Annotated in this window: 25 protein-coding genes; all 25 read right to left on the bottom strand. The window is 35.1% G+C overall.

Annotation, left to right across the window (positions count from 1 at the left end; translation table 11 throughout):
- Positions 1 to 458 precede the first annotated feature (458 nt).
- On the bottom strand, positions 459 to 2,297 hold the full coding sequence (locus ACPYKA_RS13345; RefSeq protein ID WP_479542749.1) for a phage/plasmid primase, P4 family: 1,839 nt from the start codon (positions 2,295 to 2,297) through the stop codon (positions 459 to 461).
- 36 nt (positions 2,298 to 2,333) lie between these two features.
- Positions 2,334 to 2,615: a hypothetical protein gene (locus ACPYKA_RS13340; protein ID WP_479542748.1), complete on the bottom strand. Its 282-nt coding sequence runs from the start codon at positions 2,613 to 2,615 to the stop codon at positions 2,334 to 2,336.
- On the bottom strand, positions 2,616 to 2,924 hold the full coding sequence (locus tag ACPYKA_RS13335) for a MazG-like family protein (RefSeq protein WP_479542747.1): 309 nt from the start codon (positions 2,922 to 2,924) through the stop codon (positions 2,616 to 2,618).
- A 15-nt stretch (positions 2,925 to 2,939) separates the two neighbouring features.
- Positions 2,940 to 3,146 (bottom strand): hypothetical protein, encoded by a 207-nt coding sequence (locus ACPYKA_RS13330; RefSeq protein ID WP_479542746.1) that lies wholly within the window; start codon positions 3,144 to 3,146, stop codon positions 2,940 to 2,942.
- Between the two features lie 81 nt (positions 3,147 to 3,227).
- Positions 3,228 to 3,512: a hypothetical protein gene (locus tag ACPYKA_RS13325; protein WP_479542745.1), complete on the bottom strand. Its 285-nt coding sequence runs from the start codon at positions 3,510 to 3,512 to the stop codon at positions 3,228 to 3,230.
- Between the two features lie 528 nt (positions 3,513 to 4,040).
- Entirely contained in the window at positions 4,041 to 4,448 is a 408-nt protein-coding gene (locus ACPYKA_RS13320; protein WP_479542744.1) for a YopX family protein, read from the bottom strand.
- Positions 4,445 to 4,624, bottom strand: coding sequence for a hypothetical protein (locus tag ACPYKA_RS13315; RefSeq protein WP_479542743.1), 180 nt, complete (start codon positions 4,622 to 4,624; stop codon positions 4,445 to 4,447). The genes ACPYKA_RS13320 and ACPYKA_RS13315 overlap by 4 nt, the downstream gene beginning before the upstream one ends.
- A 30-nt stretch (positions 4,625 to 4,654) precedes the next feature.
- Positions 4,655 to 4,825 (bottom strand): hypothetical protein, encoded by a 171-nt coding sequence (locus tag ACPYKA_RS13310; RefSeq protein ID WP_479542742.1) that lies wholly within the window; start codon positions 4,823 to 4,825, stop codon positions 4,655 to 4,657.
- Complete coding sequence (locus tag ACPYKA_RS13305) at positions 4,822 to 5,133, bottom strand: hypothetical protein (RefSeq protein ID WP_479542741.1); 312 nt, start codon at positions 5,131 to 5,133, stop codon at positions 4,822 to 4,824. The genes ACPYKA_RS13310 and ACPYKA_RS13305 overlap by 4 nt, the downstream gene beginning before the upstream one ends.
- Before the next feature lie 59 nt (positions 5,134 to 5,192).
- Positions 5,193 to 5,576, bottom strand: a complete 384-nt coding sequence (locus ACPYKA_RS13300) for an Acb2/Tad1 domain-containing protein (protein WP_479542740.1) — start codon at positions 5,574 to 5,576, stop codon at positions 5,193 to 5,195.
- A 14-nt stretch (positions 5,577 to 5,590) separates the two neighbouring features.
- Positions 5,591 to 5,926: a hypothetical protein gene (locus tag ACPYKA_RS13295; protein ID WP_479542739.1), complete on the bottom strand. Its 336-nt coding sequence runs from the start codon at positions 5,924 to 5,926 to the stop codon at positions 5,591 to 5,593.
- A gap of 48 nt (positions 5,927 to 5,974) precedes the next feature.
- Positions 5,975 to 6,313, bottom strand: a complete 339-nt coding sequence (locus ACPYKA_RS13290) for a hypothetical protein (RefSeq protein WP_479542738.1) — start codon at positions 6,311 to 6,313, stop codon at positions 5,975 to 5,977.
- A complete protein-coding gene (locus ACPYKA_RS13285; RefSeq protein WP_479542737.1) occupies positions 6,310 to 6,549 on the bottom strand; it encodes a hypothetical protein in 240 nt (79 codons plus the stop codon). Before ACPYKA_RS13285 ends, ACPYKA_RS13290 begins: the two co-directional genes overlap by 4 nt.
- 165 nt (positions 6,550 to 6,714) lie before the next feature.
- Positions 6,715 to 6,882, bottom strand: a complete 168-nt coding sequence (locus ACPYKA_RS13280) for a hypothetical protein (RefSeq protein WP_479542736.1) — start codon at positions 6,880 to 6,882, stop codon at positions 6,715 to 6,717.
- 82 nt (positions 6,883 to 6,964) lie between these two features.
- Complete coding sequence (locus ACPYKA_RS13275; protein WP_479542735.1) at positions 6,965 to 7,096, bottom strand: hypothetical protein; 132 nt, start codon at positions 7,094 to 7,096, stop codon at positions 6,965 to 6,967.
- Between the two features lie 26 nt (positions 7,097 to 7,122).
- Positions 7,123 to 7,317 (bottom strand): hypothetical protein, encoded by a 195-nt coding sequence (locus ACPYKA_RS13270; RefSeq protein WP_479542734.1) that lies wholly within the window; start codon positions 7,315 to 7,317, stop codon positions 7,123 to 7,125.
- A 152-nt stretch (positions 7,318 to 7,469) separates the two neighbouring features.
- Complete coding sequence (locus tag ACPYKA_RS13265) at positions 7,470 to 7,916, bottom strand: DUF669 domain-containing protein (RefSeq protein ID WP_479542733.1); 447 nt, start codon at positions 7,914 to 7,916, stop codon at positions 7,470 to 7,472.
- 31 nt (positions 7,917 to 7,947) lie between these two features.
- Positions 7,948 to 8,916, bottom strand: a complete 969-nt coding sequence (locus ACPYKA_RS13260) for an AAA family ATPase (RefSeq protein ID WP_479542732.1) — start codon at positions 8,914 to 8,916, stop codon at positions 7,948 to 7,950.
- A gap of 19 nt (positions 8,917 to 8,935) precedes the next feature.
- The gene (locus tag ACPYKA_RS13255; protein WP_479542731.1) at positions 8,936 to 9,406 is read right to left on the bottom strand and encodes a siphovirus Gp157 family protein; all 471 of its coding nucleotides are present in this window, start codon (positions 9,404 to 9,406) and stop codon (positions 8,936 to 8,938) included.
- Positions 9,406 to 9,567 (bottom strand): toxin-antitoxin system HicB family antitoxin, encoded by a 162-nt coding sequence (locus ACPYKA_RS13250; protein ID WP_479542730.1) that lies wholly within the window; start codon positions 9,565 to 9,567, stop codon positions 9,406 to 9,408. The genes ACPYKA_RS13255 and ACPYKA_RS13250 overlap by 1 nt, the downstream gene beginning before the upstream one ends.
- 78 nt (positions 9,568 to 9,645) lie before the next feature.
- The gene (locus ACPYKA_RS13245; RefSeq protein WP_479542729.1) at positions 9,646 to 9,798 is read right to left on the bottom strand and encodes a hypothetical protein; all 153 of its coding nucleotides are present in this window, start codon (positions 9,796 to 9,798) and stop codon (positions 9,646 to 9,648) included.
- Positions 9,799 to 9,946: 148 nt separating this feature from the next.
- Positions 9,947 to 10,348 (bottom strand): hypothetical protein, encoded by a 402-nt coding sequence (locus tag ACPYKA_RS13240; protein ID WP_479542728.1) that lies wholly within the window; start codon positions 10,346 to 10,348, stop codon positions 9,947 to 9,949.
- A gap of 72 nt (positions 10,349 to 10,420) precedes the next feature.
- Positions 10,421 to 11,968 carry a DEAD/DEAH box helicase gene (locus ACPYKA_RS13235; RefSeq protein WP_479542727.1) on the bottom strand — a complete coding sequence of 516 codons (1,548 nt, stop codon included), beginning with the start codon at positions 11,966 to 11,968 and terminating at the stop codon, positions 10,421 to 10,423.
- Between the two features lie 3 nt (positions 11,969 to 11,971).
- Entirely contained in the window at positions 11,972 to 12,112 is a 141-nt protein-coding gene (locus tag ACPYKA_RS13230; RefSeq protein ID WP_479542726.1) for a hypothetical protein, read from the bottom strand.
- A gap of 14 nt (positions 12,113 to 12,126) precedes the next feature.
- Positions 12,127 to 12,354: hypothetical protein (locus tag ACPYKA_RS13225; RefSeq protein ID WP_479542725.1), on the bottom strand; the 228-nt coding region annotated here is incomplete at its 5' end.

Below are 12,354 nucleotides of genomic sequence, written 5' to 3'. Positions count from 1 at the left end.
TAAGCCTAGACAAAGTACTTTTGATTCGTGTATATCGCCTTCATCCATTTTATATTGAGCATATAAATTATCTGGTGCAGGCATAATTTGAATTATTTTATCATCCATTGAGATCCTCCTTTTAATTAAGTGTCACAAGATCGTGTCACAAGATCAAAAACACGGTAAAACCTTACCAGTTCTAGGTTCCACTCCACTGTCTTAAATTTATTTGATATTCTTTTATATTTTTTAACTCCTTCTCTATTACTTAATCTTTATTTTTATAATAATATTATTGTTTTATCTTAAGACAAAAAGAAAAATATATTAATAATACTATATATAATAAGGGTTTGAGGTGTCTTAAGATGTATTTTTGATCTTAAGACACTTGATATTTAACAAATAAACTCAATCCCTTGTGCACCAACGCTTAGAGCATGTCTTTGCTTTTTCTATTCATCTTAAGACAAAATTTAAGACACTTTGTCTTTTCTAAAATAAATGTACGGTTTTTTACCGTTTCTTCTTATTTGTTTTTTGTCATAACCTTCTTTTGCTAACCTTCTACCGAATTCAGTAGACCCAACCGCTTTAAACCCAGATTGATCACAATATAATGTATACTGCATATAAGCGTTCTTCATTTCCTTACCCTCAACGCTGTAATTTTCCAAGAAACCAAGCACGCTATCAGATTGAACAAAATATTCTTTTGTAATATCATCAACTGCCTTACAATGAGACATATCACCTTGTTTAACGATGCGTTGCATTCCTTCAATAGCAAGCCTTAATATATAAGACTTAGCATTGTCAGTAGAAAGCTTTTCATCAATATCCATATCCCTTTCGGATACTCTTGCATCACATGGTATAACTCGTATTCTTCTCTTAATTCCACCTGATTTATCTTTAAAGACAGGGATTTCGTTACAAGTAAATATAAGTGTCCCTTTATTATTCAATGTCGTTGCAGGTGAATAAATAGGACGAATCATGACTGGATCACCAGAAGCGATTGTTTTAAAGTTACTAGATTTATCTAAATAACTAGCATTAATATCATCAGCTACGTTTAATAACTTGCCCACCAGACTAAAAACCGTTGTGTCGTCATCGAATTTGTCCAATGGTACGTTCGTGTGTAATCCATCCGCAAAAGCCTGCATCATTTTGATAAGCGTTGATTTTCCGTTACTACCGCTCTCACCCCAGAAGAAAAAGGAACGATGAGGGAAGTTCTTTGTCATGATAATGTGGCCGAATATTTCTTCGATAAATTTGCGTAAATCTTTTCTTTTACACGTAAACCAATCTAAGAATTTATCTACGTGTTCGTCATATGCATTTTCATCGTATGCCACATTTAAATAAAAAGGTGTGAAGCCTGGATCGATTTCAACAATTTCATTGTCATAAAGACAATACCCATTGTTAAATTGTACTGGCAAATCGTCATCGTTTTGTAGAGTGGCTTTAATCTTAAATAATTCTTTCAACTCTTTATGTTGGTTTGGCTTTAATTTGATTAATTGATCAATGGCCCGTAATAATAAATTTTCTTCGGATATATAATGATCATCTGACCTGAAAAACAATTTATTACGAAAATAGTGTATATCCAACCTCTCCACTAAAACCTCACTAGTCATAATCATATCTTTCTTGTTCAAAAATTTATTTGGAGCGTCCTCTATATTTTTAGAGTTCACACTACCCAATATATTTTCTAACTCTCGTTCTTTTAACGGTTCGCCGAAAACACGATTATTAATAAACGTAGCCAAATCTTTAACATCTTGCTTATACATTTCTTTTGTGGTTAATAGATGGCTATATAATTTACTGTTACGACCTTGGCCGTCCTTCAGTCCGTACAAAACTTCCGATAGTTTATTAGGCCATAAATGAAAAGGGAGTTCGGGTAAGCTTTCCCACTCGCCCAATAAATTATCATTTTCCATTTTTCGCATGGTGTTATTTTGTTTAATGATGATGGGTTGTTTTGTAGTATGTTTATAATCAACAACCACACCACTATTGGTTAGTTTGCCTACCCAGTTTTTTAAATACACGCCTTTCGGTTTACGATAATAAAGGTGAAAACCTCTCCTGGTATGCACTTTTAAAGTTGGGAACTGATTAAAAATAAGATTGCCTACTTTTACTGAATCCGTATCATCAAAGTCAACAACAACTGTTTTGTTGTCCAATAAGATAGCAGCATTTTTATAATTTTTATGATCTGTTGAGAAGGTGGTTAATTTGTCCATTGGTTCTCTATCATCGTTCAGTTCAATGTATTTGAGCAAAGAGTATCACCTCACTTCCGTTCTTAGATGTTTTATTTATTTACCTTGCACAAAATCAAGCCAGTTGTTTATTTGGACTTGCGTATCAAACTCGCATTCTTTGATGATGATTTCACGTATTCTACCAATCGCAAAGTCGCGTTTCCTTTTTTCTGCACGATTATATTTGGCTGCATCTACCAACTCTTCAAACTCCATATCCAGCCAATCGTAATTGTCGTAAGGATTCAAAGGCTTACCGTATTTGGTGATACCTTTGTTTTCTTGGTTGTTAGCTGTTTTTGCAAATTCCTCAATAGCGTGGTTTAGATGGTTCATTTATAAATCTTCCTCCTTAATGTAGATGCCATTCACCATTTTGCCTTGCCTGTCTTTTATTTCGTCATAAGCCTTACGAACACATCCATCTACTCTTAAATTCAACTGCATGGACAGGATGGTGAGGACCACATATATATCACCAATAGAATCAATCACTTGTTTGCGGTTATCCTTAGCCATTCCCTGCGCTAATTCCCCAACTTCCTCCATCAGTTTTAACATCTGTTTATTTGGATCAGCAGTATCTAAACCACGATCAATGGCCCAATCTTGTATTCTTATGGTTAAATCGTTTAAGTTTTGCATTTATTTTTCCTCCTATTAATATCCTTTATGATTCCGTTCAAAATCAATCATGGTTTGTCTAATTATTACACCTATTCGTTCAAACCGTGCCTTTGATACCCTTTGACCTTCATATTTCCATGAGCCTAATTCCGGGTTCTTCTTTTTCCATTCTTCAAATTTATTTTCAATTTCCATTAGTCGTTGATATTCCTGCATAAGTGGTAGTAAAAGTTCATTCATTTGTTTATCTCCCTTTCTTGTCGAATAATTAATGTTTACATCGAACGTATACATTAGGGTGGAGTTTAGTCGAACTTCGAATTACTTTAATTCCGTTATTTCCACTTGCACAAATTCAAAATTCTTCATAATGTTTGTGTATCCGAAATTACATATTGCATCTTCTCCAAACTTTTCAAAAATCGCCCTTTCATACAATTTGAAGTTATTTATTGCACGTTCCTTATCATCGAATACTGTTGCATTATTTAAATCTTGCGTTAACCAGTCCATTTCTTCGCCATTATCATCTAAATAATATTCACCAACCATATCTTCTTCTTTGGATTCGTCTTTCAATCGTAATACCCACGTTTCTTTTGTCATTTTCTATCCACCTTTCTTAACTCACTTATCAAATCAATTAAAGTTTGCAAAAACACCATCTCCTAAAACAATCCCATAATGATTAGCGTAAATAACACTCCACAAGCAAAACCTAAAAACCAACCAATACCTTCTTTCACTTATTTCCACCTCTTAACATATGGGAAGATAGTTTCTTTAAATCTTCTACCTCTTTATTTAAACAACGTGATATTTCGCTTATTTGTAATGAATAACTACCAATTTCAAAATTAAGTTTATGGTTTTCTTTCTCTAGTTTTTCAACACGTTCAGCTTGTTGGATAAGGTAATCTATATCATCAAAAAAACAATTCTGTTGGTGCTAATTTCCTAAAACTTTCTAATTCATTCATAGCTTTAAATCTTTGCTTTATTTCATTCAAACGTTCACTCATTTTTTAAACCTCCTTCAATTCAGTTAATCAACAATTTGTTTCAATTCCTCAATTAATTCCTCGACTGTCATAATTTTCACTCCTTCACAATTTGGTCGGATTATTGATTAGTTTATTTAAGTAATTCTGGGTTTTCGTATATATTCCCGATAACCTCACCAATTCTCAACGCTTCGTCTAAATCCATATCTTCAAAATCACTTCTTGCCGTATACTTTCCTTCATAAGTTGTTATCGTGATATATTTTCCTTCATAAAAAGATACATAAGCAAAATCATCATTGGTGAATTTCAATATATCTCCTTCAAATACTTCTGTATTGTTTATATCAATCAGTCCTGTGTATTGCATAATCACCAATTCATCTTCACCAGTGAAGTAAGGCGGTTCAATCTCTCGTTCATACTCATCAATTGCTTGTACGTACCAGACATCTCCACTTTCTAAGAAGCCAAATGATTTTATATCAATAAACTCACTTTCCTCTTTATCCCAAGCCCTAAACTTAAATTCCCTCATTTTGATTCCTCCAATACTTCAGTTATCGCCAACGCACCACAAGCAATCATGAAAATAAGCCAGTCATCCCTGCCCAATAAATGGACTACTGTGTCGTTTAAAATGTTAAGCACTAAATTTATAACTATTACAACTATGTTTATAGCTACATATGCCTTTAGAAAAATTCTCGCCATTTACTCGTTCTCCTTAATCAACATTTTGGTTCAATTCCGCACATACTTTTCTTGATACATCTCATCCCACTTAGTCAATCTTTCCATGATCTCATGGAGATTCTTAATTTGTGTTTTATTCAAGGCTTCTACAGCAATATCCATATTAATAATTACTTTAGTAGGCGTTTTGCTTAATGCTTTTCTTTTGTTACCCCTCATGGTTTATCACCTTCCAGGGCTTGACGTGCTTTTTGTCCTTTATCCATTTCAATCTTTGGCTCACTTCTGTATTTTGCTACCTTGTATCCATCTTTTGTCATTGCGCCAACTTCCATGTTTAACGGCTCATAATTTTCTTCGTCTGCATAAAACTCCAAAGCCTGTTTGTAGCGTTGGTTTGTTTTATCTTCCAATTCCTTCACACGATTAATAAGCCAAGCAAGATCATAGTCATCTAATCTAGGTTGAAGACCGTTATCTATAGTCCATGCAGTATGTTCCTTTATCTCTTCCAACCGGTCACCCATCCATACCCCTTCTTTCTCTTAATTTATTAGTTTGGTATTTGGTCGAAGTGCGACATAATTTACCTAGTATGAGTACCTTCTACACCACGCTTTTCTCTGCCCATTGTTCGTTTTCTAAGCCAAAGCAACGCTTCTTCTAATTTTGTAATTGCCATTGAATTTTCTCTACAACGAAATTCGGATTGGTTGAAGTGTTCTAATCGACAAATAATCATAGCGATTAAATCCTCATTCATAACACCATTAACACCATGCTCTTTGATTGCGCCCTCTTGGAAATGGATTCTCTGTATCGCTACTGGTAGTTGACCTTTACCGTCTAATCTGTCCTTATCAGTTACTACGTCAAAAGTGTGAGGCGCATTGAATTGAAATTCTTCTTCGTGATAAACTTCCGTATATTTCTCTGTTAATAAGTCGTGTTCTAATTTTTTCATTTTCATTTTTATTCCCCCAATTAGTTATTTGTTTTGATTGATAAAACAGCAGGATTAACTACTCCATCACCTTCATAGTCATATTCCTTGTTATGCCACTTCCTTAGCTCTTCTCCATGCTCCCAACATTGTGTCAGGATACTTACAGAAGCCCCGTACATAAAACCTGTAATTCCTTCTGTGTCAGCTTCATGAGATAATCTATCTGCAATATCTTTAATTTTTGCACCATTTTTCATTTCTTCTTCCATGAGATTTGCCCAGTTTTCTGCATACCTGAAACAAGCAAGTCCGTATCCATCGCCATTCTGTTTTGCTTTCCAATCCTCGTACGTTTCAACATCTTTCAGTTTCATTGTTCGGGTCCTCCTAAAATTTATTTAATTCGCTTTTGATTTCATTTCTCACCTAGCTTCTCTCCTATACAAAGCTTCCGCAGCGATCGTTATAACATCTCCCGAATAATCATAGATAGACACGTCGATATCTAAACCTAATATCTCTTCCAAAGCCTGTTTGTAGCGAATACGTTCTCCATTTACGACACTGTACATTGCCCTTGATTCTTTTAGTTCTTCTTCCACTTCTTGAACACGTTCAGCTTGTTCGATAAGCCATTCATAATCATAATCCGATAGTGTGTAAATATAACCTTCCCTTTGGCTATAATCTCCCATTGCATAAGTGCCTTTGTCTTTCCATACTCTACTTTTAATTTCTTCCAACCGTTCCTTATCGGTCATGATTTTCCCTCCAACGCTAGCAACTGCTGAACTAGGTCTAAATAAGTACCTGTTTCGGTTTCTGTTCGACTCCATATGTTTAGCACTCTGTAGGCGGCATTTAGCTCTCTGTATGCTTCAACTGTTTCTCTATTACTGTCCATTAAATCAAGTAATTCGTTTGCGACTTCATAATCAGTCAGTTTTTCATCCCAAAAGATTTTGTTAGCTTCAAACAGTAATTTATTTGCATTCATTTGAATTCACCTTCCAATGTTTTTTTGTGCAATTGTAAACCTGCTCTAATGTATTTTCGTCTCTGTATGACGTTGCTAGCGACGTTTCTAGGTCTGTTCTGCGCCGTATGACATATATTATGTTAGCCATGGCAATTTTCGCCTCCACTTCATAATTTTTCCGTACTATTCACTATAATCCATCAAATAATCAATATACCATTCGGCTCTTTTACCTTCCTTATACCCTGTTCCTTCACAATCAGGGCAAGGATATGGGGTATCCATAATGTGAGATGCTCCGTTTCCCGTTCCATTACACCATTTACATTTTTCCAATGATACTTCTTCCATTTTAAAAACCTCCTTTTACTTCGCAATTTCTTTCAATTATCCATTACACAGTTTCATCAAATTGTACGTTAAAAGATACATGTTAATCGGTAAGTCTAATTTCCATCTCATGGTGTTCTTCCAAATACTCATATAAATCATCAATAGTGTACAATGCGTTATCCTCTACTATAGAGGAAATAATGATAAGTAAATCAAAGTATTTTATTTTCATAACCTACGCTCCTTCGCAATTTCCTTCTATTCTGCTATATCTTCGATTGCTCCATAACGTTTTAATATTTTTATAGCGTCATAGCTTAAATCATCTTTGCGATAAACATCATCATCAAGTGCTAGGTATTCATCCCCTGTCCATATGGCGTTATCAAAAACATCTCGTCGCCATAATTTGTGTGGTTTTTCTTTCCAACGGACCATCGGATTTTCAATCACGCGTATCACTCCTTTCAATCATTCCACCGGCCATAATACCGATTAACATACACGTAGCACCAAAAAATAATGTTGCTATCATTCATCATCACCTCTATTCTTATTGTAAAGAAAAAGGGAAGAACTAACACTTCCCTTTGTTTAGTTATTCATCAAAATGGTAGGTCATCATCGGAAATATCAATGGGTTGCCCGCTATCAACTGTTGAATATTTTGATTCTTTTACACTTGAAATGTTATTGTAGATATTTCCTTTACTTTCTTCTTGCCCGACGCGACCAATAAAGGATTTTCCAATAATATAGTTTTTAATATCATCAATACCATCAAATGCTTTTCCTTCTGGTGTTCCGATTGCTTTTAAGAATCCATGAATGATTCCCTCTGTTTTTTCTGTAAAAAAGAGTCTGTGGTAAATTTTATAGCCTTTATAGGGTTGGTCTACGTCGTCACGTACAACTACACGCATATTAATGAATGTTGTTCCTGTTGACGCTGTCTTTACTTCAGCTTCCTGAATAATCATTTCGAGTTCAGTTCCTACTGGGATTGGTTCAAATCCTGTGCTTGCCTTACTAGAATTAAATACGAATGCCATAATGAATAATCTCCTTTTTCTTTAATTTAATTTAATTTTTTGCGGTTTCTATTTCTTTTGCTTTTTGCATAACCATTCCATATGTTTTTTCTAACCATTCGAGATTAAATTCTTCTAATGGTTTCTGTATAGCTTTGTGGTTTTCTAAACTTTGGACTAACTTCGTTATTTCTTCTCCAACTTCGGTTTCCATCCCACGAATTAAACCAATATATTGTTGCCTTTCTTTTTCTTGTTCAGCATAAATATCTTCGCCTAGTTCCAACCATTTGATAATAACTTCACCGTCTGCCTCTGTTAGCGTTCTTGGTTTTTTGAACATGCCTAACGTATTATCCTTAGATGTGTGCGCGATATGATCCATATCAACATTGAATACAATTTGTAACTCATATTCTAAAGAATCCCGTGTGACTGGTTTTGTTCCTAGTTTCACGACTTCTAGCTTGTTGTCGACTTCGGAACGGTTAACTTGATATTCTTGTTTGGTTCGTAATGTGTTGATGGTGTGTATGTGATTCATTGTTCCTGTGACCACATTAATAAATTTACGATAGTCTTTGTTTGTTTCTTTCCAATCTTGGAAACGGCCACCATTCATTTGCTGTATTTCAAGAATTCCACCTTCGCCTTCCCAACCATGAGAAGCACTATCGAAAATACAGACTTCGCAACCTAATTTCTTTAGTTCCTTTTGTGCGTCGTTATAGCTTTCTGGATCATACGGCGGTTCAAACGGAATAAAGATAAATGAACCAATCGTTAAATCATCCACTTTCATGCCTTCATAAACCAATGACCGTTCATGCTCGGTATCAACTAACCCGATTTTTTTCCATAACTCTTCTTCACTGGCTTCTGGATATTTTGCTTTCATCATCCCGTAAGCTAAGCGCAATGCACTTAAAGTCTTACCGGATCCGCTCGGCCCAATTAAACCAATCGCGGCGAATAATTTTTGTCGTTTTGCTTGTCTTGCTTTACCACTAAAACGCCCCATACTACTTTCCTCCCAATTTTTATTTAATCATTAAACCTGGTTCACCTAAGACGATTTGAACGCCTGGAATCTCTTGCTCTTTTACCAATTTCTTTAATTCTGTTTTTGAAATGGGTTCTCGTTTGATGATAAAATAATCATCTGGTAAACGTGTTTCATCAACCTCTACTTTTTCTCTTGGTTTGGTTACGGTAATTTTAAATAAGTCTGTTTCGACTTTTTTCTTACCTAACCGAATGAGATTCAATTTTATCCAATCTTTTAATCGGTCTGCGTTAGCTTGGTCTTTCTCGGCTTGTTCTTTTAATCGCTTGGCTTCGTTTTTCTTCGCTTCTGCGCTTGCTTCAAAGTTACGGATAACTTTTACCAATCCTTCGATTTTATCTTCCATCGATAATTGTAAGGCGTCTATGGTGTCTTGAACATCTTCTCCTGCTTCTAATAAATCCTCAACTTGAAGTAACGCGTCTGTGATTTCATAAAGTTTCACTAGTCCATCAGTCCTTTCTTTTTAAGGTCATGAAACAGTAAATCTAAAACATAATCGTTTTTTGTCTTTCCTTCCATCTTGGCTGCGGTTGTTATCTTATCGTTTATCGCTTTCGTTAAACGAACAAGTAACGTAGAAACGCGAATATCATCTGTTTGCATGGTGTCGCTCCTTTCTCTTAGTTATTGACTTGATAAAACAAGTATAAACTATTTTGTCGTTTTTAGTCAAGAAAAATTTTACAACCAATCTGAACTTTTTATCGGAAGCTGTTGCACATCTGGCTGATTGTTAAAATCTATATGAATCTGAATTGTTGTATGGTTCACAATGTACAATAACGCTACAATAACTAGCCCTACACCGACACCCATTAAAATATTTTTAAACATACGATTTTCCCCCTCTCCATTCACTTAATTATTCATGTACATTGATTTCGTATTCAATTTCACGAAAATGTTTATCGTGTTTAATTATTTTAATAAATGGAATCAATTCTTCTGAATTACAAGAAGCTATAAAACTCTTTATATAGCGTTATCGTTTTTCTGAACTCATTCGCTTTATGAATGTATTCATGTAATCATCGGTTAGATCGTTTAAGACGATTGGTTTATACGGCGGTTTACCTTTATCGATTAGTTTTTGGTTAAGCTGACGCATTTTTTCGAACAAGGCAAACTGCATATCAAACGTATTGCTGTAAATGCCTTTGACGAATTGGTCAGCCAAATCATCAAGAAAATCGTATTCGTCGGGTTTAATTCCGTCGATTTTTCTTACAGTAAGTTCTTCGTCGAACCCGTAGTTCTCGATTTCGCGAAGCATATCCGAGGTATCAACTTTGCCTTTGGCGTGATTTTCGTCTTTTGCCAAGACGCGGCGAGTGACCTCGACGGTCATGGTCACTTCGTACCAATTGTAATCTGGTAATTTCATAGTTATCTATACACTCCTTTTTATTCATCCATTTTTTTAAAATTTGCTTATGTCGCATTTTCCTTCTAATGTTTATAAAAATTCTTTTAAACTCTTGTAACTGTTCACTAGCTTAATGATATTTTCCTTCTTTGCTAACAAATCATGAATTTTTTCATCTACCGTATTCCGACAAACTAAGTCAATGACATGCACTTTTTGATTAGCTTCTTTAGTTGTCGGTACGATGCGATCTTCTGCTTGCTCGTTCATGATCGGACTAAAATGACGGTCTAAGAAAACAACAACTTCCGCTCTATCTAGTGTCAATCCTGTTCCTGCGGCTTCAATATTTGCAAAAACCACATTAATTTTCTCATCTTGAAACCTATTCACAATTTTTTGACGTTCGGATATTGGCGTTTTTCCATCAATGATGGGAACATGTAATTCCTCTGCTAACTTTCGTAAATACGTACTAAAATTTGAAAATACGATAAACGGAAACTCCGCATTTTGTAGATATTCCTTTAGCCACTCTTCTTTTACGCTCGGTGCGTCTAGGTTTAACATACTTGGCGCTAAAGCAATTTGCCGTAATCGTGTTAATTGCGATAAAACGCTTGGTGCATCTATATCACCTGCAATAAAATCATTCAGCATAGACTTATAGAGTTTTTCTTGTTTCTTCTCCATATCTAATATAATGGTTTCTTCGGTGCGTGGTGGAATCCAACCCATTACTTCGGCACGCTTCCGTTGTACACTAATGGTATTTAATATCTCTTGAAGTTCGTCTGGCCGTTTTGGTTTTCCGATTTCTTTTGTTCCCCAAGGACTATGCCAGATCTTGAAATAACGATCCACAAATTGCCAATAGCCAGGAAATTGTTCCGGGTAAAGAAATTTTAAAATCCCATAAACTTCTACACCTTTGTTTTTGGAAGGTGTTCCTGTTAAAGCAATTCTTTTTTGTGCATACCTCCCTAATTGGTAGCAGGCTTTCGCTCTTGCTGTTTTGTGGTTGCAAATATAGTGTGCTTCATCCAGCAATATAAAATCGGTTGGTATGGTTAAATGTTCAACGTCTAATTTCAATGTGTCATAGCTAATGATTAAAACCGTATTCGTTTGGCTATACTGTTGGTATAGTTTAGTACGTTCTCTTTTATCTCCTTTCACAACTAATGATGTCAAAGTTGTCCATTTTGTTAGTTCTTTTTGCCAATTATAGACAAGGGAAGCAGGGCAAACAATGATCCCCTTTGAAAAGCCTTCATGTTCAATTAATTTTAAAGCGGTCGGGGTTTTTCCTGTTCTTTGTTGGTTGAATATTCCGACATGTTTTACACCTAGCAAAAAAGCGATGTCTGTCTGTTGATATGGTCTTAGTTTCGGTTCACCTATAGTTATTTCACTGTTTTTTATCGAAAGAATCTTTTCTAACTCTGCATTTCTTCGCTTTCCTGCTTCGGCCAATTCTGGTGTTTTTATGCCTTCTTTCCATAATTCACGCATGGCGTGTAAATTATTCGGAACACGGTAACATTTTTTTGATTTTAGATAAACCGCGTCTAATCTCATTGCTTGGCTCTCGCTGCAATTAAAATAGATCCAGTTTTCTGTTAGTTGTATAGTCACAGATTATTTATCTTCCTTTCCATTTTTACCTCTTAGTTTTTTCGGCAAAAATAAATGGTATGCACCAATGATGCATGATAATAATGTTAGAAATAAGGGCAGGAAAAAGACTGCCCCAATATTTTCGAATAAATTGTCTAACAAACTTCTATCCCTCCTTAATTTTCAATTTGTGTGTGTTGTTTGTAGTATTCCAACAACTCCATGCAAGTGTCAGAATCTACATCAATCGGCATTAATTTCTCTTGAATGGTTTCGATTTCTGGAAATGTGTGATATAATTCAATTAAATCATTAATACATTGACTTGTAATTTCTCTTATATTTTCTTCCCTTATTTCTTCAATTATAGCTTGGTCTAAGACCTGGCTATTTTCATTATGCAG

The sequence above is a fragment of the Pseudogracilibacillus amylolyticus (SeqCode) genome, from assembly GCF_051918545.1.
Classification (GTDB): domain Bacteria; phylum Bacillota; class Bacilli; order Bacillales; family Amphibacillaceae; genus Pseudogracilibacillus.
Note: the sequence above shows the minus strand (reverse complement) of the source record. Positions and strands in the feature narration are given on the sequence as shown.